The sequence below is a fragment of the Novosphingobium sp. KA1 genome (genome assembly GCF_017309955.1).
GTDB lineage: Bacteria > Pseudomonadota > Alphaproteobacteria > Sphingomonadales > Sphingomonadaceae > Novosphingobium.
On sequence record NZ_CP021247.1, the window covers coordinates 924,128 to 944,204 of the forward strand.

The following is a 20,077-nucleotide window of genomic DNA, read 5'->3' on the forward strand; positions in this document are numbered from 1 at the left end:
TCAGTTCCCCAGCGCGACCACGCCGCCGGTCGAGCCGAACCCGCCTTCGCCGCGCAGCGTCTCGTCAAGCTCCTCGACCTGCAGCCACGAGGCGCGGGTGACGGGGGCGAGGACCAACTGCGCCACGCGGTCGCCGCGGCGGATCTCGAAAGGCTCGGCGCCGTGGTTGATGAGGATGACCTTCAGTTCGCCGCGATAGTCGGAATCGATGGTGCCGGGCGCATTGGGCACCGAAATGCCGTGCTTGAGCGCAAGGCCCGAGCGCGGGCGCACCTGGATCTCGAAGCCTGCCGGGATCGCCATGGCAAGGCCGGTGGCCACCGCATGGCGGCCGCCGGGGGCCAGCGTCACGTCCTCGGCCGAGACCGCATCCATGCCCGCCGCGCCATCGGTGGCGTAAGCCGGCAGCGGCAGGCCTTCACCGTGGGGAAGGATCTTGACGGCAACCGGGATTTCAGTGGCGGGGGAGTGCATCTGCGAACCTTTCGACGAGGAGGCGCGCGACCTCCTCCTTGGGCATTTCGGGAAGGGAGATCACGTCGTCGCCGCGCACGATGTGAACGGCATTGACGTCGCCGCCCATGACATCGCCGGAGACGTCGTTGGCAATGATCCAGTCCGCGCCCTTGCGCTTGCGCTTTTCCTTGGCGTAGCGGATCACGTCCTCGGTCTCGGCGGCAAAGCCGATCAGCAGCGGCGGCCGGTCGGGCCGCGCGGCAACGCTGGCGAGAATGTCGGGGTTTTCGGTCAGCAGCAGCGCCGGCGGGGCCGAGCCGCGCTTCTTGAGCTTGTCCTTGGCGACGCTGATCGTGCGCCAGTCGGCCACGGCGGCCACCATCACGCCGATATCGGCGGGCAGCGCCTGCTTCACCGCATCGGCCATCTGCTGCGCGCTTTCGACGTCGACCCGGTCGACCCCCGGCGGGGTCGGCAGATGGACGGGCCCGGCCACCAGCGTGACCCGCGCACCGGCCGCAGCGGCGGCGGCGGCAATCGCGAAGCCCTGCTTGCCGGAAGACCGGTTGGCGATGTAGCGCACCGGATCGATCGGTTCCCAGGTCGGCCCCGCCGTCACCAGCACATGGCGGCCCGAGAGCGGACCGTTGGCCGGCTTCTCGAACGGAGCCGCACCGAACGCCGCACCGCCGAACGGCTGCGGCGCCGGAGCCGGGGAGACGGTGTGGTTGATCGCGGCCGGATCGGTCGGCGGCGCCGAGCGGGCGGCGCCCTTGCGCGCGATCAGCAGGCCCGCTGCCGGATCGGCAATCGCCCCGCCGCCGCCGAGCGGATCGGCAGCGGCTGCGTCCTCGGCGCCGAAGCGGATCGCCTGCTTGGCCTTCTGCAGGCCCCGGCTGATCATCGAACCGCTGAGGCCGCCCAGACCGAAGCTGTCCGACGGCGCCTCCTCGGCGCTCGGCTCGGGTTCGGGCGCGGCGAACTGCGGCTGCCAGGGGAACGGGTCGGCAAGATCGAGGCCGACTTCGGGATAGGCCTCCGATTGCGGCAAAGCGGGAATAGACCCCGGCAGCGGCGCCACTTCCACCGGCCCCAGCCCGAGCGCCCAGGCGATGCGCTGCCAGATCGCGATGGGATCGGGCAGGCGGCCGGGGCCGAACTCGCCGCAGGCCATCGTGCCCTCGTCGGGCTCCATCACGTCGACGCCCGCCTCGCGCAGGATCTGCACGTTGCGCATGGTCGCCGGGTGCTGCCACATGCGCACGTTCATCGCCGGCACGGCCATGACCGGCTTGTCGGTCGCCAGCATCATCGTGGTGGCAAGGTCATCGGCAATGCCCGAGGCCATCTTGGCCATGAGGTCCGCCGTCGCCGGGCAGACCACCACCAGGTCGGCCTCGCGGCTGAGCTGGATATGACCCATCTCGACCTCGTTCTTGAGGTCCCAGAGCGAGGTGAAGACCGGCCGCTCCGACAGCGCCGCCAGCGCCATCGGGGTGACGAAGTGCGATCCGCCCTCGGTCAGCACGCAAGTCACCTCGCCGCCTTCCTTGCGGATATGGCGCACGAGTTCGCAGGCCTTGTAGGCCGCGATGCCGCCGCCGACGACCAGGAGAATACGGGGACCACTCATGGTCCGGGCTTGTGCAACAGCGTTCACGGGCGCGCAATCCATTTAGGGATGGCGGTTTACGGTATTCACCGGAGAATTGGGTATCCTCGCGGCAACCACAAGCCCCCGGAGCGCACGCGGCGCAAAGGCGATACCGGCAAAGATCACCGGCGCCAGCATCGCCCCCCAGTAGAAATTGTCCCAGCGCCCCGCCGCCATGAACAGCACCCCGTAGCCCGCGGCCAGCAGGAAGGCGAACAGCCCTTCCTTGCGGTTCCAGCCGAGCCAGCCGAACGTCATCAGGATCACCGCCGGGCCCGACAGCCAGTGCGGCAGCCAGCGCAAGTTGCTCGACTGGACCACATTGCCCAGCCAGCCGGAGAGGCCGCGCAGCACCAGCCAGGGGGCGGAGTGCGGATCACTCGGCAAGACTTGCGACGAGACCAGCGACACGTGCCAGGCGAGCGCGGCAAGGAACACCGCCACCAAGGCCGACCACGCCGCCGCCTCGCGCCAGTTGCGCTGCCACAGCGCGGTCACCGCGAGCAGCAGGACAAAGGGCAGCGTATGCTCGCGGATCGCCAGCGCCAGCGCGGCGGCGGCAAAAGCGGCGTGCCACCTCCCCTTTTGTAAACGCCCCTTTGGCCCGCGCCCGCCGATCCGGTGGAGCCCGAAGGCCAGCGCGATGAGGCCGCCCGCCCAGAGTTCGTGCAGCGGGAAATAGTGGCGGTTGAGCCCCAGCGATGCCCCCACGAAGACCAGCGCCGTCGCCATGCGCCTGAGCCGGGGGGAGACACCCGCCTCGCCCAGCTTGCGCCACCACGCCGCGATGATGCCCAGCATCAGCGCGATGGCGGCAACGATCTGTCCGGCAGCGCCCAGCCAGGCATCGAGATAGGCCAGCGTCGGCAGGCGCACGGCAATGGCCGGGTTCACCGGATAGTCGCGCGCGCGCTGTTCGGGGACGATGAAGTCGTAATAGGCCTCGCCCCGGGCGATGCGGGCGATGGCGGCTTCGTAAAGCGCGATGTCCTCGTCGTAAGGCTTGGCCGCGGCGCCGGGCTTACCGGCAGCCGGGATCGGCCCTTCGACCGGGCCGGACCACGGCGAGCGGCTGCCCGGCTTGGCGACCGGCACCATGGCCGAGGCGACCAGCAGTGCCGCCAGCACCGCCAGTGCGATCCGCGCGCACCAGGCCGGCCAGGCGGCAAAGACCAGCGAGACGTCCCCGCCGTCTCCCTCGTCCTGTGCCCCCTCGGCCGCGCCCGCCGGCGTACCGACGGGCGTGCTCAGCCCGCCAGCAGTGTCCAATACGTCAACGCCCATGCAGCACCGCCCCCCAGGATTGCCGCCAGAGCATAACCCGCCCAATGGTTACTTTGAGGTTTACGCTCGCGGCCGGGCGACCAGATTAGGTCGACTTCGGGCAGCGGCGCCTGTTCGGGCGCCCCGCCCTTGGCCGGGAACTTCTCCTCGATCCGCCGCACCAGCGCGGGCAGGCGGAACAGGGTGCCGAGGTCTTCGCGCAGACGGTCGGCGATCACCGCCTCGGGGCCGAGTTCGTCGCGGATCCAGCTTTTCACGAAAGGCGCGGCGACGTCCCACATGTTGATGTCGGGATCGAGCGCGGTCGCCAGCCCCTCGACCATGACCATGGTCTTCTGCAGCAGCAGCAGGTGCGGCTGCACGGCCATGTCGAAGTCGCGGGTGATCGCGAAGAGCCCGTCGAGCATCTGCCCGACCGAGAGCTCGGACACCGGCTTGCCGCGCATCGGCTCGCCCACGGCGCGCAGCGCGGTCGCGAACTCTTCCACCGTGTGGTAGCTGGGCACGTACTGCGCCTCGAAATGGATCTCGGCGACGCGGCGGTAATTGCCGGTGGTGAGGCCGTAGAGGATTTCCGCCAGCCACAGCCGCGCCTGCCGGTTGATCCGGCCCATGATGCCGAAGTCGATGGCGACGATCGTCGCCCCCTCTTCCCCGCTGCCTTCCACGAACAGGTTGCCCTGGTGCATGTCGGCATGGAAGAAGCCGCAGGAAATCGCCTGCGTGAGGAACGTCAGCACCAGCTTGCGCGCCAGCTTGGGCAGGTCGTGGCCCGCTGCCCTGAGCGCGGCGATGTCGCTCATCTTGGTGGCGCCGATCCACTCGACCGTCAGCACCTGGCCATTGGTGCGGTCCCAGTCGATGCCGGGCACGCGGTAGCCGTGGATGCCGTGCATGACTTCGGCGAGTTCGGAGGCCGATGCGGCCTCGCGGCGCAAGTCCAGCTCGCGCAGGGTCCAGCGCTTGAGATTGGCGACGACCGCGCGCGGGCGCAGGCGGGCCGCCTCGCCGCCCAGCGCCTCGAGGTGCGCGGCGGCCCATTCGTAGGTCTCGACGTCCTCGGCAAACTGCTCGCGAATGCCCGGGCGCAGCACCTTGACCGCAACCGTGCGCCCGTCCGGCGTCACCGCGCGGTGGACCTGCGCGATCGAGGCGGCGCCGACCGGCTGCTCCTCGATCGAGGCGTAGACCTGTTCGAGCGGACGCCCGAAGCTGGTCTCGATCACCCGGCGGATTTCGGAGAAGGCGACCGGCGGCAGGCTGTCCTGCAAGGTCAGCAGGTTGCGCGCGGGACCTTCGCCGACAAGGTCTGGCCGGGTGGCCAGCGCCTGCCCCAGCTTGATCGCCGCCGGGCCGATTTCCTGAAAGGCACCGGCATAGTCCGGCTCGACCGGCTGGCGCGCGCCGAAGCGGGCGATGCGGCACAGGCGCTTGACCTGGACCGGGGCATTGCGGTCATTCTCGATCCCGCGCAGCGCCCCGTGGCGCGCAAGGACGCGGCCCCACTTGAGGAGCCGCAGGATATGCGTGGTCGAACCTGTCACGGTGTACGTCTCAGACCTTCCAGCCCGAGTGGATCGCCACGAGGCCGCCCATGATCGGCTCGACCTTGGTGTGCCTGAAGCCGGCTTCGCGGATCATCTTCTCGAATTCGGGCATCTTCGGGAAACGACGGATCGATTCGATCAGATAGCGGTAGGAATCGGCGTCCCCGGCGATGGCCTGCCCGATCTTCGGCACCAGGCGGTGCGAATAGGCATCGTAGACTTCCTTGAAGCCGGGCCATTCGGTGGTCGAGAATTCGAGGCAGAAGAAGCGGCCGCCGAACTTGAGCACGCGGTGCGCCTCGGCCAGCGCCTTGTCGATATGGGTGACGTTACGGATGCCGAAGGCGATCGTGTAGGCATCGAAGTGACGGGTGGGAAACGAGAGTTCCTCGGCGTTCTGGCGCGACCAGACGAGCCCGTCGATGCCGCGTTCCATCGCCCGCTCGACGCCGACGTCGAGCATGTCCTGGTTGATGTCCGACACGGTGACCGAGGCCCCCTGCGCGGCCATGCGGAAGGCGATGTCGCCGGTGCCGCCCGCCATGTCGAGGATCTGCTCGTCGCGGTGCGGCTTCACGCGCCGCACGAACTTGTCCTTCCACAGACGGTGCATGCCCACGGACATGGCATCGTTCATCACGTCATACTTGCGTGCAACGCTGGAGAAGACGGCGCCGACGCGCGCCTCCTTCTCGTCGGTGGCCACATCCTCGTAGCCGAAGGAAACCGTTTCGCTCATGGCGCAGTCCTCTAGCCGTCCGGCCGCCCGGGCGCCACCGGAGTTTTGCAGTCAATTTGTCGTATGGAATGTTTGGAAAATGCCCATCCGGGCATTTTCATGCGGCACCAGCCCACTCCCCCACCCGACCACCCATCAGGATACACTCGTGGGTGGTCGGGTGGGGGAGTGGGCTGGTGCCGCCAAAATCCGCCTTCAGCGGATTTTCAACCAGTCTTTATGCGACGCAGCGCCAGCGCCGAGAACACGATCCCCGCCAGAATCAGCGCCATGCCCGCGAAGTGGTAGGGCATCAGCCGCTCCCCCAGCAGCAGCGCGGAAAGCAGCGCGCCGAACAGCGGCATCAGCGTGATCGCCTGCCCCGCCCGGGCCGCGCCCAGATCGGCGGTCGCGCGGTTGTAGATGAAATAAGCCACCGCCGAAGGAAACAGGCCGACATAGGCGAAGGCGGCCAGCGCATGGGGGCTCCAGCGCACCGCCTGCCCGCTCGCCGCCTCCATCATCGAAAGCGGCGCCATCGCCAGCGCGCCCAGCGTGAAGGTCAGCAGCAGGAACACCGCCGGCGGCACCGGCGGGCGCTTGCGCAAGAGCACCGTATAGAACGACCATGCCGCCACCGCGCAGAACACCAGGGCATCGCCGCGCCCGAAGCTCAGGCTCATCAGCGCCGCCGGATCGCCCTTGAAGACGATGGCGACAACCCCCAGCGTCGAGACGGCCACGCCAAGGACATGCAGCTTTCCGGGCCGCCCGCCGAACAGCACCCGGTCCAGCACGGTGACGACGGCGGGGATCGCCGCCTGCAGCAGCAGGGCATTGGCGGCGGTCGTGTAATGCAGGCCCTTGTAGATGAAGCCGTTGAAGCAGACGACGCCCAGCACCCCCAGCACCGCGATCCACTGCCATCCGGCCACCACCGCGCGCCACTCGCGCCGCAGCGGCCCCAGTGCAAAGGGCAGCAGCGCCGCCACCGCGATCAGCCAGCGCCCGAAAGCAAGCGTGAACGGCGGGATGTCGTCTCGCACCGCCCGCCCGGTGATCGAGTTGCCCGCCCAGAACAGCATGACGAGGCCAAGCATGGCAAAGGCACGGAAATTGGAGCGGTTCTCTTCCATGCCGGCGGCTTAGCGGGATGTTCGCTCCCTGACGAGGCACGGGACGGCCGTAAACTTGATCCGGCAACGCCGTTCCTTCCCATGGCCCCGGCGACGCCCTATCTCTCCCGCACGATGCCAGAGCTTCCAGAAGTCGAAACCACCGTGCGCGGCCTCGCCCGCTATCTCGAGGGCGAGCGGATCGCCCGCGTCACCCTCAACCGCGCCGACTTGCGCCGCCCGTTCCCGCCCGACCTCGTGCAGGTCATGACCGGCGCGCGTGTCACCGCGATGGGCCGGCGCGCCAAATACGGCCTCATCCATACCGACCGCGACCAGACCATGGTGTTCCACCTCGGCATGTCCGGCCGCTGGCGAATCGAACCCGAGAAACCGGAAAAGCACGATCATCTGGTGATCGAGACGGGCTCGGGCCATGTGCTGGCGCTCAACGATGCGCGGCGCTTCGGCTCGGTGGACCTGGTACCCACCGCCACGCTCGATACGTGGGGCCCCTTCGCCGCGCTCGGCCCCGAACCGCTCGGCGAGGGCCTGACGGCAGCCCATCTCAAAAGCCATCTTGCCGGGCGAATCGCCCCGATCAAGCAGATGCTGCTCGACCAGCAGTTGGTGGCCGGACTCGGCAACATCTATGTCTGCGAGGCGCTGTTCCGCTCCGGCATCCGGCCCGACAGGGAATCGGGACGCGTCACCCTCCCCGCGCTCAAGAGACTGGTCCCGGCGATTCGCGAGGTGCTGTCCGAATCGATCGCGGCGGGCGGCTCGACGATCCGCGACTACGCCCAACCCAACGGAGAACTGGGCTATTTCGCGACTTCGTGGCAGGTCTATGGACGCGAAGGCCAGCCTTGCCTATGTGGCGGCACCGTTCGGCGCTTCGTCCAGGGTGGACGCAGCACGTTCTGGTGCCCGAAATGCCAGAAATAGGCGGTTTCGGAGGCGCCTCGCGGGTTGACGGAATAGCGTCACACCGCTAAGGGGCGCGCTTTCCGGCGAGTCCGCTCGCCAAGCAGATTCGTTAGGCATTGGGCCGCCATCACCGCTGCGTGGGGGGCCAGACAGAGGAAATTCGATGGCCAATACGCCGCAAGCCCGCAAGCGCATCCGTCGCAACGAGCGCCGCGCCGAGATCAATACCAACCGCGTCAGCCGCATCCGTACCTTCGTCAAGAAGGTCGAGGCCGCGATCGCCGGTGGTGACAAGACCGCTGCTTCGGCCGCGCTCAAGGAAGCCCAGCCCGAGCTGGCACGCGGCGTTGCCCGCGGTGTGCTTCACAAGAACACCGCAGCGCGCAAGTTCTCGCGCCTGACCAAGGCCGTCTCGGCTCTCTGAGCCCGGCCTGACAGTCCGGCCTTCACGGCGGGACTGATGCTTCGGCCCAAGCTGCCGTCCGGAATTTTCGCTTCACGGCGAAGAATCGGACGGAAAGCTTGGGCCGATGGCATTTCAGGGACCGAAGACGCGTCTTTCGGGAACGCCCCGTTCGGAGCGGCCTGCGCCGACCGGGCCTGAATCCGCCTTTCGAGACGGACCCGGGCCCCGGCGCTAGCCAAAGCGACAGCTACGGCCGCCAGCTACAGCCAATGGCCGCGCTGCCCCGCCGACCGCGCAACCCGTTCCGGCTCGCCCGAATCGTCGCAGGATGCCCCCGCATCCCGGTTCGACGGTTCCACCGCCTTTCCCGCTACCCGCGCCCTGCCGCGTTCCGGCTGCCCGTTGACGGCAAGCGATGCCGGACCCACGGCTTGCCGCGACCCGGGATATGCCGCGGTGCAGCAGGTGCCGGAACGGAGCGGGCGGGAGCCGCCATTCGATTCGTTCCTTGCCCGCCCGATGCCCACCCGGCGCCCACCCGGCGCCCGCCGGGACTCGGAATCAGGGACGAATCGCATGCGAGTCGCAGCGCCGGACGGGGGGCAATCGCCCCGGCGATCCGCACCGTAAGGTACGGAACAAGAACGAAGTCGGAGCCGCCCCCGGTCGGCTCCGGCGCCGCTCGGCTGCGCGCGGGAACGCCAATCCATTGAAACGGCAGAAACCTCGCGATTCGCGTGGCGCCTCGTGGCCCCCTCAATTCAAGCCCATGATTTTACACGAAAAAATCCATTCATGACGGATTTTGGGCACTCCCGGCCGAGTCAACAGGCATAATTTTTTTTATTTGGGGAGTGGCATATTGCACCACAACCAAACCCGTTTCTAAAAGGGTCCCCGGCCGTTGCGGAACCGGCCGGGGAACATCGACAGCGACGAAGCATCTGCTGCAAACATGCGTTTGCGGCTGGGGGCATCTTTACGTTTGTAAACGTAACAATTGGCGATGGACCAGTTCCGGTTGCGCGAGGGCCCGTTCGGGGCAGCAGCCAACAAGGGGGGTTGGTTTAATGTCAGGTACAGCAGGTCAGGGCGCTAACGGCGTGAGCAAAAAATCGAAGGCGGTAAAGTTGGTGATGGAAGAGGATCAGGAAGCCGTGAATCTGGCGGCCGACTGGGCGGACATCAGCCAGGGTTTACGCAAGGATCTGGGTCAGCAGGCCCACAGCCAGTGGATCAAGCCGATCCAGCCGGGCAACTACTGCAAGGAAACCGGCACGCTCGATCTCTACCTGCCCACCGAGTTTTCGGCGAACTGGGTCGCGGACCGTTTTGCGGACCGCCTCTCGCTGGCATGGAAGATCGCCCGTCCCGACGTGCGCCACGTGCGTGTGCTTGTGCATCCGGGTCGCCGCCAGCTTCCCGAACTGCGCCTTGGCGGCGGCGGCGCCCGTCCGGCCAGCGCTCCTGCCAATGATTCGGCACAGGGCAGCGCGGACCCGATCTCGGCCGTGCTCGCCGGCGAAGCCTTCGCGGCCCTGGGCCAGGGCCCTGCCGGCATCGACGCCTCGCAGACTTTCTCGAGCTTCGTGACCGGCCAGTCGAACGTGCTGGCCTGCAACGCCGCGCAGCGCATGGCCGCCACCGAAACGCCGCAGTTCTCGCCGCTCTATCTCAAGGGCGCGACCGGCCAGGGCAAGACCCACCTGCTGCACGCGATCGGCCACGCCTATCTCCAGCACCACCCCCATGCGCGGATCTTCTACTGCTCGGCCGAGCGCTTCATGGTCGAATTTGTCCAGGCGCTGCGCCAGAACCAGATGATCGAGTTCAAGTCGCGCCTGCGCGGTTTCGACCTGCTGCTGGTGGACGACATCCAGTTCATCATCGGCAAGGCCTCGGCGCAGGAAGAACTGCTCTACACGATCGATGCGCTGCTGCAGGAAGGCAAGCGCCTGGTCTTTGCCGCCGACCGTGCGCCCCAGGCGCTCGACGGCGTCGAGCCGCGCCTGCTCTCGCGCCTGTCGATGGGCCTGGTTGCCGACATCCAGCCGGCCGACATCGAACTGCGCCGCTCGATCCTCCAGAATCGCCTCGGCCGCTTCGCTTCGGTCGACGTGCCTTCGGACGTCATCGAGTTCCTTGCCCGCACCATCAACCGCAACGTGCGTGAACTGGTCGGCGGCCTCAACAAGCTGATCGCCTATGCCCAGCTGACCGGCCAGGCCGTGTCGCTGCAGCTGGCCGAGGAACAGCTGACCGACATCCTCTCGGCCAACCGCCGCCGCATCACGATCGACGAGATCCAGCGCACGGTCTGCCAGTTCTACCGGATCGACCGGACCGAGATGAGCTCGAAGCGCCGCGCCCGCGCGGTGGTGCGTCCGCGCCAGGTGGCGATGTACCTCGCCAAGGTGCTGACGCCGCGCTCCTACCCGGAGATCGGCCGCAAGTTCGGTGGCCGCGATCACTCGACGGTGATCCACGCCGTGCGCCTGATCGAGGAACTGCGCACGCGCGATGCCGACATGGACGGCGACGTCCGTTCGCTGCTGCGCCAGCTGGAGTCCTGAGGCTTTTTCCCCGGACTAGCCCCCGATAGTCCACGGATAGCCCACAAGACCTCCACACTTTATCCACAGCTTGCCCACAGGGTCGCACCTGTCCGCGCGCGGGAACCATCCGGTTCCCGCGCGCGGTTCGTTTCAGCGCCATGGATATGACAGTCGCAGGCGCCTCACTGCCCCTGCCCCCTGCCCCCTGCCCCCTGCAGTCGCATATCCATGCTTCTGTTATGAAACGTATTTGCGATGCGAGGACGGCGCCAATATCAGCCGTTGGCGCGCTTGAGAGACCGCGTCCGCCTCCAAGTAAATTCCCATCCTATATTTAACATTTACTGTAATGCATGATGGCAACCCTTCGGAACAAGCGACAAATCGCCCCAAAAACCGGCAAAAAGTGCCGCTTATGCGACGAAAAATGATTTCTTAAACTTTGAATAAGGGTATTCCCTTAGCTTCTCGCAGTGACCGGGGCCTGTCCCGGCCGCACGAGAGGAGCATCCCCCCATGCGCTTCTACCGGGCCACGTCCTTCCTGTTTCCGCGTCACTACGAATGGCGCATCCTCCTCGTATGTTTTGGCGCGGTGCATCTGCCGCTGATCGCCGCCATCCTTGTCCAGGCCATGACCGGCGACTGGCAGATTCGCACCCTCCTGGTCCTGCTCGGCGCGACGCTGGCCGGAACCGTGCTGGGCATGCTGGCGATCCGGGCCCTGCTGGCCCCGGTCGGCGAAGCCACCGCCATGCTGCGCGCGGCCCAGCACGGCGCGCGCCTGGGCCGGGTGCCCGAGGGTGGTGACGACCTGGTCGGCCAGTTGCTCACCGCCGTTGCCACTTCGGCCGCGGCCAACGCGGCCCGCACCGAGCAACTGGTCGAAGCCGCCGCGCGCGACCCGCTGACGGGCCTGCGCAACCGCCGCGGGTTTCTCGATTCCTCGGAACGCGTGCTGATCGGCGAGGGCAATTCGGTGCTGGCGATGATCGACATCGACCACTTCAAGTCGGTCAACGACCGCTTCGGCCATGCCGCCGGCGATGCGCTGCTGCGCGCGGTCGGCCAGCGGCTCGAGCGCGGGCTGCGCCACAGCGATATGGCGGCGCGCTGGGGCGGCGAGGAATTTGTCGTTCTCCTGCCCAATACCCAGCTCGACGAGGCGCGGCTGGTGATGGAACGGCTGCGCGCCAATGTCGCGCTCGATCCGCTGCTTGGGCCCGAGAGCACCGGCAATACCTGGCCGGTCACCTTCTCCTGCGGGCTGGCGACGCTGCGCAGCTTTGCCCAGCTCGGCGATGCCGCCCACCGCGCCGACGCCGCGCTCTATGCCGCCAAGAGCAATGGCCGCAACCGCGTGCACGTGGCCGAAAGCGCCTGACCGCAAGTTCGGCCCCATCACCGCCAGTCGGCATCCCCATCACCGCCGGGCGGCATCTTCGGTTTGCCCGCGTGGCCGCGATGCTGTAGGCGCTGTGGTCATGACGCTTCCCGCCACTTACGGCCAGGCCGCGCTGCGCGGCATGCGTTGCCGGTGCCCGCGCTGCGGCGAAGGCCTGCTGTTTCGCAAGTGGCTCAAGCCGCTGGACCGCTGCCCGGCCTGCATGCTCGACCTGACGCCCCAGCGCGCCGACGACTTCCCGGCCTATATCGCCATGATCGTGACCGGACACCTGATGGCGCCGGTGATCATCATGCTCTCCAAGGACTTCGCGATGGGCGTGGCCGGCATGTTCGCTATCGTCGTGCCGCTGGCGGTGGTCATGATGCTGGCGATGCTGCAACCGGCCAAGGGCGGCGTGATCGCCACCCAGTGGTGGTTCGGCATGCATGGTTTCATGAAGGAACGCCTGCCTGCGGCCGAAACCGGCCCTGCGGCCCATCCCGGCGAGGCAGGACAAGAATGACGCTCTCGCCAGAACGCCTTGCGCGCTTCGCGCGGCACATCGTCCTGCCCGAAGTGGGCGGCGCGGGTCAGGTGGCGCTGGCCGATGCCCATGTGGTCCTGGTCGGCTGCGGCGGGATCGGCAGCCCTGCGCTCCAGTACCTCGCCGCAGCCGGGATAGGACGCCTGACGCTGGTCGACGACGACACGGTGGACGTCAGCAACCTGCAACGCCAGACGATTTACGCGCCATCGGATATCGGCAAGCCTAAAGCGGAAGCGGCGGCCGAATGGGTGCGGCGCTTTGATCTTGGCCTTGAAGTCCTGCCGCACGTAACGCGCCTTGGGGATGACAACGTGGCAGAGATACTCTCCGGCGCGAGCGTCGTACTCGACGGCTGTGACAACTTCGCGACTCGCCTGCGGGTGTCAGATTGCTGCGTCAATCTCGGCATTCCCCTCAGCACGGCGGCAATCGGCCGGTTTCAGGGGCAGGTCGCCAATTTCGCCGGACATCTGCCGGGCGAGGCCTGCTACCGCTGCTTCGTGGGTGACGCTTTCGATGCGCAGGACTGCGACACGTGCGCGGCGGACGGGGTGCTGGGGGCGATGGCCGGCATGGTCGGCACGTTTGCGGCGATGCACGCCATGCGCGTGCTGCTGGCGGGCCGGTCGGCGCTGGGCGAGCCGCAGTTCGGCACCCTGCACCTGATCGACGGCATGGCCCCTGCGATGCGGCCGCTGAGGATTGCCAAGGATCCGGGCTGTTCGGCCTGCGGCGTTCAGGCAGTCCTACCGTCGTAACTGTAGACCGATAGCCCGGCGAGCAGTTCGGGCGCAAACAGGCGCATGTTCACGCCCATCCGGTCCTTCGCCGGATCGACCGCGCTCCAGTGCGTGGTGCAGCCGCATTGCGGGCAGTGCCAGAAGGTCAGCACGTTCTCGCCGGTCTGATAGCCCACGAGTTCGCCCTCGATCCGCACGTTCGCGGGGCTGTGATAGGACCACAGCGTCCCCAACCGGTGGCAGACCGAGCAGTTGCAGTCGCAGACCTCGTGCGGCGTGTCCGCCAGTTCCAGTGTAACGGCGCCGCAGTGGCAGGTTCCCCGGCAGGTCATGCGCCGAGCACTTCGTCCACCCATGCCGCGACCAGTTCACTCGCAAGGCCATGGCGCGCCTCGTCGAACCAGAAAGTGCCTTGCGAGGGTTCGAGGTTGAGTTCCAGCGTCTCCGCCCCGAATTCGCGCGCGTTGCGCACGAAGCCGGCAGCCGGATAGACCGCGCCCGAAGTGCCGATGGAGACAAACAGGTCCGCCCGCTCCAGTGCCGCGAAGATTGCGTCCATGTGGTAGGGCATTTCCCCGAACCAGACGATGTCGGGCCTGAGCGCGGCCGCGCCGCATTCGGGACAGGCCGGACGGCCGATCAGCGGCCCGGTCCAGGGCACGCGCGCGTCGCAGGCGGTGCACCAGGCATTGAGATGCTCGCCGTGCATGTGGAGCACGCGTTTGGCTCCTGCCCGCTCGTGCAGGTCATCGACGTTCTGGGTGACGATCAGCAGGTCGCCCTCCCACTCCCGGTCCAGTCTGGCCAGCGCGTGGTGGGCGGCGTTGGGCTGCTTGGTCTGGATCGACTCGCGCCGCATGTCGTAGAAACGCAGCACGAGGTCGGGATCGCGGGCAAAAGCCTCGGGCGTCGCCACGTCCTCCACCCGGTGCTGCTCCCACAAGCCGCCGCCATCCCGAAAGGTGTCGATGCCGCTTTCGGCGCTTACGCCCGCGCCGGTGAGGATGACGATGTTGCGGATGTCCTTCATCCCGGCCATGAGACCAGCCTTCAACGGAGACGGCAAGTGGCACGAATCGGAATTATCGGCAGCGCGGGACGCATGGGGCACGCCATTGCACTGGCCATCGCGGACGCAGGTGAAGACCTTGCCGGCGGCGTGGGCCGCGACGGCGACCTTGGCGGGCTGGCCGCGCATTCGGACGTGCTGATCGACTTCTCCAGCCCCACCGCGCTCGAAGCCAACCTCGATGCCGCGGTGGACGCAGGCATTCCCATCGTTGTCGGCACCACCGGCCTCGAGGAGCGCCACCACTGGCTGATCGATGCCGCCGCGCAGCACATTCCCGTGCTCCAGACCGGCAACACCTCGCTGGGGGTCACCCTGCTTGCCCACCTCGTGCGCGAAGCTGCCAGCAGGCTGGGCGAGGACTGGGATATCGAGATCGTCGAGACCCACCACCGCATGAAGGTCGACGCCCCCTCCGGCACCGCGCTGCTGCTGGGCGACGCGGCCGCCAAGGGCCGCGAGGTCAGCCTGTCCGACGCGGCCGTGCGCGGCCGCGACGGCATCACCGGCAAGCGCGAGGCGGGCACGATCGGTTTCGCGGCCCTGCGCGGCGGCACCGTGGCGGGCGACCACACCGTCCATTTCCTGAGCGATAACGAGCGCCTCTCGTTCTCGCACCTCGCCGAAAACCGCACGATCTTTGCCAAGGGCGCGGTCAAGGCGGCGCAGTGGCTGAAGGACAAGCACGCCGGCCGCTACACGATGCCCGAGGTGCTGGACCTTTGAACAAGGCCGCGATCTTCGAATTCTTCCGCCGTCTCGCCGAGCTTAACCCCTCGCCCGAGACGGAGCTGGAATTCGGCAACGATTACCAGCTCCTCGTCGCCGTGGTGCTTTCCGCGCAGTCGACCGACGTCGGCGTCAACAAGGCCACGCGGGCGCTGTTCCGCGCGGTGAAGACGCCCGCGCAGATGGTCGAACTGGGCGAAGAGGGCCTGAAGGAGCACATCAAGACCATCGGCCTGTTCAATTCCAAGGCCAGGAACGTCATCGCCCTCTCCGAGATCCTCGTCGAGCGCTACGGCGGCGACGTGCCGGAAGACCGCGACGCGCTGGTCGAACTGCCCGGCGTCGGCCGCAAGACCGCCAACGTGGTGATGAACTGCGCCTTCGGAGCGGAGACCTTCGCGGTGGACACCCATATCTTCCGTGTCGGCAACCGCACCGGGATCGCCAAGGGCAAGACCCCGCTGGCGGTCGAGAAGCAGCTTGAGAAACGCGTGCCGCAGCCCTTCCGGGTGGGATCGCACCACTGGATGATCCTGCACGGCCGCTACATCTGCAAGGCCCGCACGCCCGAATGCTGGCGCTGCCCGGTGGTTGACTTGTGCGACTACAAGGACAAGGTTCTGGAGAAGGGTGCGAAAAAAGCCGCCTGAACGGGAGGTCTCTTATGGCTAGCCGTCGCCTTGTCCTGATGCTTTCGCCGCTGGCGCTGGCCGCCTGCTCCGATCACGAACCCGCCGCGCCTCCTCCGGTCAGCCCTGCCGCCGAAGCGGTCGGCCCCGCGCAGGATTGCCTGCCGCTCAGCCAGTTCTCCAGCACCCGCATCCGCGACGACTGGACCGTCGATTTCATCGGCGGCGCCGGCAATCGCGTGTGGCGGGTCACGCTGGCGAACCGCTGCTCCGGGCTGAGGTCGGCGGACAGCTTTACGTACAGCACGTCGCTGTCGCAGCTTTGCCGGCAGGACATCATCTATCCGTTGGTGCGGGTGGGGAACGGCTTCCAGCGCGGCGGTGGATGCGGCTTGGCGCCGTTTACGCCGGTGAAGCTCAAGCAGTAGAAACAGAGAAGTCCTGGGGCCCTTCGACAAGCTCGGCCCCCCAGACCCTCGGAATGTCTACGCCGCGCGCCACTTAGGCGTAGCGCGCGACGTGGTTGGCCCACGTGACCCAGACGGTATTGGGGGTGCAGGGGGGCTATGCTCCCCTGCTTTTACCCCTTCAATCTTCGTACTGAACCGGATCGATATTGAGCCCGGCGCGGCCATCCGAGGAGGTATGCGCCGGTGCCTTGGGCATTTCCTCGTCCGGATCGACCAGCGGCTGGAGCATGCCTTCGCTGCGGGTGATGACCGCCGTCGCCACCGCATTGCCCACCACGTTCGTCGCCGAGCGGCCCATGTCGAGGAAGGTGTCGACACCGAGCAGCAGCGCGATGCCCTCGACCGGCAGGCCGAACTGCGAGAGCGTTGCCGCGATCACCACGAGGCTGGCGCGCGGCACCCCGGCGATGCCCTTCGAGCTGACCATCAGCGTCAGCAGCATCAGGATCTGCGTGCCGATGGGAACGTGGATGCCATAGGCCTGCGCGATGAAGATCGACGCGAAGCTCATGTAGATCATCGAGCCGTCGAGGTTGAAGCTGTAGCCCAGCGGCAGGATGAAGCCCGAGATACGGCGCGGCACGCCGAAGCGGTCGAGCTGTTCGAACAGCTTGGGCAGGCTCGCTTCCGACGATGCGGTCGAGAACGAGAGCAGCAGCGGCTCGCGGATGTAGCGGAACAGGGTCACGATCCGCCCGCGCAGGAACGCGCCGCCGACCAGGAACAGCATGACCCAGAGCAGCAGCATCGCGAAGTAGAACTCGCTGACGAGCACGCCGTAGGTGACGATGATGCCCAGGCCCTGCTTGGCGATCACGCTGGCGAGCGCGCCGAATACCGCGAAAGGCGCGAAGCGCATCACGTATTCGGTGATCTGCAGCATGAGTTCAGACAGCGCCTCGCTGACCTTGACGATGATCGCGCCCTTCTCGCCGATCGCGGTCAGGCCCACGCCGACAAAGACCGAGAACACGAGGATCTGCAGGATGTTGTTCTGCGCCATCGCGTCGACAGCGCTGCTCGGGAAGATCTCGAGGATGAAATGACGCAGCGTCAACTCACCCATTTCCAGCTTGCCGAGGTCGGAACCAGTGGTGAGGCCCGCGCCGACGCCCGGCTTGAACAGGTTCACCAGCACCAGGCCGAGGCCCAGCGAGATCAGGCTGGCAGTGATGAACCAGCCCAGCGCCTTGCCGCCGATCCGGCCGAGCGCGGCGCTGTCACCCATGCCGGCAATGCCGGTGACGATCGTCGCGAAGACCAGCGGCGCGATGATCATCTTGATCAGCTTCAGGAAAACGTCGGGCAGCAGCTTGAAGTAGTCGGCCCACTGCACGAGGCGCGGATCGTCCGCCGGGATCGTCGCGTGCAGCAGCCAGCCCACGGCGATGCCCAGCACCATGCCGATAATGATATAAAGCGTCAGCCGCCGACCCATGCCCACCTCGTTCTGAATTTGCGGCGGACACTAACAGCGGGGAGCCCCCGGTCAACGCCGGGAGCGGCGGTTTTCTTGCGATTTTCCGCGAAAATCAGCCGGGTCGGCGTTGATTGAAAATCCGCCGAAGGCGGATTTTGACGGCACCGGCCCGCTCCCGTTCCAAAGAACACGAAAAGATCCGGGGGACCTTTTCGCTGAGGGGGCCGACCACCCACGAGTGTATCCTGATGGGTGGTCGGGCGGGGGAGCGGGCCGGTGCCGTTCCAAAATGCCCAAACGGGCATTTTCCAATCAGATAGACAGCGCCGCTTCTGTCACGCGGCGATAGATCTTCACCAGCGCTTCCAGATCGGCGATCGCCACTGCCTCGTCGCGCTTGTGCATGGTCGCGTTGCACAGGCCGAACTCGATGACCGGCGACAGATCCTTGAGGAAGCGCGCGTCGGACGTGCCGCCGCTGGTCGAAAGCTCCGGCTCGACACCGGTCTCGGCGCGGATGGCCCCGGCCAGCAGGGCGGAGAAATCGCCCGGCTCGGTCAGGAACGCCTCGCCCGAGATCACCGGACGGGCGGTGCCGCCGTGGCGCTCGGCAATCTCGGTGACCCGTGCGGACAGGCTTTCGCCGGTATGCAGGTCGTTGAAGCGGATCGAGATGCGCGCCGAGGCCTTGGCCGGGATCACGTTGGTGGCGGGATTGCCGACCGTGAGGTCGGTCACCTCGAGGTTGCTGGCCTGGAACCAGTCGGTCCCCTCGTCGAGCAGCAGCGCGTCGAGTTCGGCAAGCATCGCCACCAGCCGGGGAATCGGGTTATCGGCCAGGTGCGGGTAGGCGACATGGCCCTGCACGCCCGCGACTTCCAGCCAGATGTTCACCGAACCGCGGCGGCCGATCTTCATCATGTCGCCAAGGCGGTGCACCGAAGTCGGCTCGCCGACGAGGCAGAGGTCGGGAATTTCGCCCACCGCACGCATGTGCTCGATCAGCGCGAGGGTGCCGTAGCGGGCCGGGCCTTCCTCGTCGCCGGTGATGACAAAGCTGATCGTGCCTGCCTCTGCCGGGACCTGCGCGGCGGCGGCCACCATCGCCGCGATCGAGCCCTTCATGTCGACCGCGCCGCGGCCGTAGAGCAGCTCGCCCCGCACTTCGGGAGCAAAGGCCCCGCTCGACCAGCCCTCGCCCGGCGGCACCACGTCGAGGTGCCCCGCAAAGGCGAAGTGGCGCGAGCCTTCGGGGCCCTTGCGGATGGCAAAGAGGTTCTCGACCGGGCCGTCCGGTGCCTCGCCCGAAAGCGCCCGGTGCACGGCAAAGCCCAGCGGCGCCAGCTGCGCCTCCAGGCAATCGAACACCATGCCGGTGGCCGGGGTGACGCTGGGGCAGGCGATCAGCGCTTCGGCAAGCGCGACGACATCGGTGGTGGACTGCACGGTCTCGGTCATGCCGCCGCCATTGCACAGGTCCGCGCGCATGACCATAGGGCGCGCAACCGGCACGCCCCACGGCCCAGGGTCAGCCCAGCGCTTCGTCGAGCATCCTGGCCAGACGCAGCCCCGCCTGCTGGATGCGCTTGTCGACGATCGGCACCGCCGCCTCGATGGCAGCCTCGCTCCAGGTCGCCTTGGCGTCCTTCACGCCCCCCCCCTTCAGGTCGCCCCCCTTCACGTCGCAGGGCAGCGTGCCGCCATAGGCCGCCGGATAGATCACGTCGCGGCTGATCTCCCACGATTCGCGCGCCCAGTCCTCGGTCTTGCCGGTGGCGAGGCGGGCCTTTTCCTCGGCGGAATAGCGGCGCACCAGCGGCGGGTTCGCCGCGGTTATGGCCCGTTCGGCCAGCAGCCCGTCCCACACGTAGTGGAGATTGAAACCGGTGGCCTCGCCATAGCCGGTCTCGACCTTGTTGCCGCCCTGGTCGTGGTTTTCGCCGACATGGAGCGGCTGGTGCACGTCCCCCACGAAATGGGTGACAAAGATCAGCGCCTCGAGCCGCAATGCCGTCGCCAGCTTGCGGTCGGCGAGCAGGCGTTCGTTGCGGTCGATCTGCGCGGTCACGCAGTTGCCGTCGCGGCATTCGGTCTTGAGGTCGAACAGGCCGCAGACCGGCTGGTCGTGATAGTGCCAGGACGAGGTGAAGGCGAAGCGCCAGCGCTCGTCCTTGTTCTTGATGCAGTCCGGCCAGGTGGCGGCATCCTGTAGCGTCCTGGCGCTGCATTCAGGGGTATCGAGCTCGCCCTGGTGGCGCAGCAGCGCGGCGATCTGCGCGCGCGTACCCGGCTTCACGTTTTCCAGCGCGATCGCCGCGACGGTGCGGTGGCCGAGCGCGCCCCAGGCCATGGCCGGGGTGGCGAGCGTGGCGGCGGCAAGCCCGGCCATCGCGGCCAGCGTCGTCATCGTCTTTTTCATGGA

At 67.3% G+C, this 20,077-nt stretch carries 20 protein-coding genes; 9 read left to right on the forward strand and 11 right to left on the reverse strand.

Annotated elements, in window-relative coordinates:
- From dut to CA833_RS04680, 6 genes are all read right to left on the reverse strand, one after another.
- Window positions 1-474 carry a dUTP diphosphatase gene (gene dut, locus CA833_RS04655; protein ID WP_142632050.1) on the reverse strand — a complete coding sequence of 158 codons (474 nt, stop codon included), beginning with the start codon at window positions 472-474 and terminating at the stop codon, window positions 1-3.
- Entirely contained in the window at window positions 455-2,089 is a 1,635-nt protein-coding gene (locus tag CA833_RS04660; RefSeq protein WP_207079375.1) for a phosphopantothenoylcysteine decarboxylase, read from the reverse strand. Before CA833_RS04660 ends, dut begins: the two co-directional genes overlap by 20 nt.
- A gap of 42 nt (window positions 2,090-2,131) precedes the next feature.
- Window positions 2,132-3,394, reverse strand: coding sequence for a hypothetical protein (locus CA833_RS04665; RefSeq protein WP_242526269.1), 1,263 nt, complete (start codon window positions 3,392-3,394; stop codon window positions 2,132-2,134).
- Window positions 3,358-4,938, reverse strand: coding sequence for a 2-polyprenylphenol 6-hydroxylase (gene ubiB, locus CA833_RS04670; RefSeq protein ID WP_142632048.1), 1,581 nt, complete (start codon window positions 4,936-4,938; stop codon window positions 3,358-3,360). The genes CA833_RS04665 and ubiB overlap by 37 nt, the downstream gene beginning before the upstream one ends.
- Before the next feature lie 10 nt (window positions 4,939-4,948).
- Complete coding sequence (locus CA833_RS04675) at window positions 4,949-5,680, reverse strand: class I SAM-dependent methyltransferase (protein WP_207079376.1); 732 nt, start codon at window positions 5,678-5,680, stop codon at window positions 4,949-4,951.
- A gap of 206 nt (window positions 5,681-5,886) precedes the next feature.
- A complete protein-coding gene (locus CA833_RS04680; RefSeq protein ID WP_207079377.1) occupies window positions 5,887-6,795 on the reverse strand; it encodes a DMT family transporter in 909 nt (302 codons plus the stop codon).
- A gap of 114 nt (window positions 6,796-6,909) precedes the next feature.
- Between CA833_RS04680 and mutM the strand changes: the two genes are divergently transcribed.
- The 6 genes from mutM to CA833_RS04710 all read left to right on the forward strand — a co-directional run bounded on the left by mutM (window position 6,910) and on the right by CA833_RS04710 (window position 13,356).
- Window positions 6,910-7,722: a bifunctional DNA-formamidopyrimidine glycosylase/DNA-(apurinic or apyrimidinic site) lyase gene (gene mutM, locus CA833_RS04685; RefSeq protein ID WP_207079949.1), complete on the forward strand. Its 813-nt coding sequence runs from the start codon at window positions 6,910-6,912 to the stop codon at window positions 7,720-7,722.
- Window positions 7,723-7,867: 145 nt separating this feature from the next.
- Window positions 7,868-8,128 carry a 30S ribosomal protein S20 gene (gene rpsT / locus CA833_RS04690; RefSeq protein ID WP_142632045.1) on the forward strand — a complete coding sequence of 87 codons (261 nt, stop codon included), beginning with the start codon at window positions 7,868-7,870 and terminating at the stop codon, window positions 8,126-8,128.
- A gap of 1,118 nt (window positions 8,129-9,246) precedes the next feature.
- On the forward strand, window positions 9,247-10,683 hold the full coding sequence (gene dnaA / locus CA833_RS04695; RefSeq protein ID WP_207079950.1) for a chromosomal replication initiator protein DnaA: 1,437 nt from the start codon (window positions 9,247-9,249) through the stop codon (window positions 10,681-10,683).
- A gap of 498 nt (window positions 10,684-11,181) precedes the next feature.
- On the forward strand, window positions 11,182-12,048 hold the full coding sequence (locus CA833_RS04700; protein WP_207079378.1) for a GGDEF domain-containing protein: 867 nt from the start codon (window positions 11,182-11,184) through the stop codon (window positions 12,046-12,048).
- 100 nt (window positions 12,049-12,148) lie between these two features.
- Window positions 12,149-12,574, forward strand: a complete 426-nt coding sequence (locus CA833_RS04705) for a DUF983 domain-containing protein (protein ID WP_207079379.1) — start codon at window positions 12,149-12,151, stop codon at window positions 12,572-12,574.
- Entirely contained in the window at window positions 12,571-13,356 is a 786-nt protein-coding gene (locus CA833_RS04710) for a HesA/MoeB/ThiF family protein (RefSeq protein ID WP_207079380.1), read from the forward strand. The genes CA833_RS04705 and CA833_RS04710 overlap by 4 nt, the downstream gene beginning before the upstream one ends.
- Here CA833_RS04710 and CA833_RS04715 read toward each other — a convergent pair.
- Both CA833_RS04715 and CA833_RS04720 read right to left on the reverse strand, forming a co-directional pair.
- Window positions 13,335-13,670, reverse strand: a complete 336-nt coding sequence (locus CA833_RS04715; RefSeq protein ID WP_207079381.1) for a GFA family protein — start codon at window positions 13,668-13,670, stop codon at window positions 13,335-13,337. The two genes, CA833_RS04710 and CA833_RS04715, sit on opposite strands and share 22 nt — an antisense overlap.
- Entirely contained in the window at window positions 13,667-14,368 is a 702-nt protein-coding gene (locus CA833_RS04720) for an NAD-dependent deacylase (protein WP_207079951.1), read from the reverse strand. Before CA833_RS04720 ends, CA833_RS04715 begins: the two co-directional genes overlap by 4 nt.
- A 36-nt stretch (window positions 14,369-14,404) precedes the next feature.
- Here CA833_RS04720 and dapB point away from each other — a divergent pair, with 36 nt between their 5' ends.
- Genes dapB through CA833_RS04735 form a run of 3 tightly spaced genes read left to right on the forward strand, consistent with a single transcriptional unit; the run spans window position 14,405 to window position 16,193 of the window.
- The gene (gene dapB / locus CA833_RS04725) at window positions 14,405-15,133 is read left to right on the forward strand and encodes a 4-hydroxy-tetrahydrodipicolinate reductase (RefSeq protein WP_142637290.1); all 729 of its coding nucleotides are present in this window, start codon (window positions 14,405-14,407) and stop codon (window positions 15,131-15,133) included.
- A complete protein-coding gene (gene nth, locus CA833_RS04730; RefSeq protein WP_207079382.1) occupies window positions 15,130-15,786 on the forward strand; it encodes an endonuclease III in 657 nt (218 codons plus the stop codon). Before dapB ends, nth begins: the two co-directional genes overlap by 4 nt.
- Window positions 15,787-15,800: 14 nt before the next feature.
- Window positions 15,801-16,193, forward strand: coding sequence for a hypothetical protein (locus CA833_RS04735; RefSeq protein ID WP_207079383.1), 393 nt, complete (start codon window positions 15,801-15,803; stop codon window positions 16,191-16,193).
- A gap of 160 nt (window positions 16,194-16,353) precedes the next feature.
- Here the strand turns inward: CA833_RS04735 and CA833_RS04740 are convergent, their stop codons facing one another.
- From CA833_RS04740 to CA833_RS04750, 3 genes are all read right to left on the reverse strand, one after another.
- A complete protein-coding gene (locus CA833_RS04740; protein ID WP_207079384.1) occupies window positions 16,354-17,673 on the reverse strand; it encodes a dicarboxylate/amino acid:cation symporter in 1,320 nt (439 codons plus the stop codon).
- Window positions 17,674-17,967: 294 nt separating this feature from the next.
- The gene (gene dapE, locus CA833_RS04745; RefSeq protein WP_142637284.1) at window positions 17,968-19,113 is read right to left on the reverse strand and encodes a succinyl-diaminopimelate desuccinylase; all 1,146 of its coding nucleotides are present in this window, start codon (window positions 19,111-19,113) and stop codon (window positions 17,968-17,970) included.
- Between the two features lie 70 nt (window positions 19,114-19,183).
- A complete protein-coding gene (locus CA833_RS04750) occupies window positions 19,184-20,074 on the reverse strand; it encodes a S1/P1 nuclease (RefSeq protein WP_207079385.1) in 891 nt (296 codons plus the stop codon).
- Window positions 20,075-20,077: the final 3 nt, after the last annotated feature.

What these genes read in the sequence shown, in the direction of transcription:
- dut (WP_142632050.1), bottom strand. Translation starts at nt 474, where the DNA reads ATGCACTCCCCCGCCACTGAAATCCCGGTTGCCGTCAAGATCCTTCCC.
- CA833_RS04660 (WP_207079375.1), bottom strand. Translation starts at nt 2,089, where the DNA reads ATGAGTGGTCCCCGTATTCTCCTGGTCGTCGGCGGCGGCATCGCGGCC.
- CA833_RS04665 (WP_242526269.1), bottom strand. Translation starts at nt 3,394, where the DNA reads ATGGGCGTTGACGTATTGGACACTGCTGGCGGGCTGAGCACGCCCGTC.
- CA833_RS04675 (WP_207079376.1), bottom strand. Translation starts at nt 5,680, where the DNA reads ATGAGCGAAACGGTTTCCTTCGGCTACGAGGATGTGGCCACCGACGAG.
- CA833_RS04680 (WP_207079377.1), bottom strand. Translation starts at nt 6,795, where the DNA reads ATGGAAGAGAACCGCTCCAATTTCCGTGCCTTTGCCATGCTTGGCCTC.
- mutM (WP_207079949.1), top strand. Translation starts at nt 6,910, where the DNA reads ATGCCAGAGCTTCCAGAAGTCGAAACCACCGTGCGCGGCCTCGCCCGC.
- rpsT (WP_142632045.1), top strand. Translation starts at nt 7,868, where the DNA reads ATGGCCAATACGCCGCAAGCCCGCAAGCGCATCCGTCGCAACGAGCGC.
- dnaA (WP_207079950.1), top strand. Translation starts at nt 9,247, where the DNA reads ATGGAAGAGGATCAGGAAGCCGTGAATCTGGCGGCCGACTGGGCGGAC.
- CA833_RS04700 (WP_207079378.1), top strand. Translation starts at nt 11,182, where the DNA reads ATGCGCTTCTACCGGGCCACGTCCTTCCTGTTTCCGCGTCACTACGAA.
- CA833_RS04705 (WP_207079379.1), top strand. Translation starts at nt 12,149, where the DNA reads ATGACGCTTCCCGCCACTTACGGCCAGGCCGCGCTGCGCGGCATGCGT.
- CA833_RS04710 (WP_207079380.1), top strand. Translation starts at nt 12,571, where the DNA reads ATGACGCTCTCGCCAGAACGCCTTGCGCGCTTCGCGCGGCACATCGTC.
- CA833_RS04715 (WP_207079381.1), bottom strand. Translation starts at nt 13,670, where the DNA reads ATGACCTGCCGGGGAACCTGCCACTGCGGCGCCGTTACACTGGAACTG.
- CA833_RS04720 (WP_207079951.1), bottom strand. Translation starts at nt 14,368, where the DNA reads ATGAAGGACATCCGCAACATCGTCATCCTCACCGGCGCGGGCGTAAGC.
- CA833_RS04735 (WP_207079383.1), top strand. Translation starts at nt 15,801, where the DNA reads ATGGCTAGCCGTCGCCTTGTCCTGATGCTTTCGCCGCTGGCGCTGGCC.
- CA833_RS04740 (WP_207079384.1), bottom strand. Translation starts at nt 17,673, where the DNA reads ATGGGTCGGCGGCTGACGCTTTATATCATTATCGGCATGGTGCTGGGC.
- dapE (WP_142637284.1), bottom strand. Translation starts at nt 19,113, where the DNA reads ATGACCGAGACCGTGCAGTCCACCACCGATGTCGTCGCGCTTGCCGAA.
- CA833_RS04750 (WP_207079385.1), bottom strand. Translation starts at nt 20,074, where the DNA reads ATGAAAAAGACGATGACGACGCTGGCCGCGATGGCCGGGCTTGCCGCC.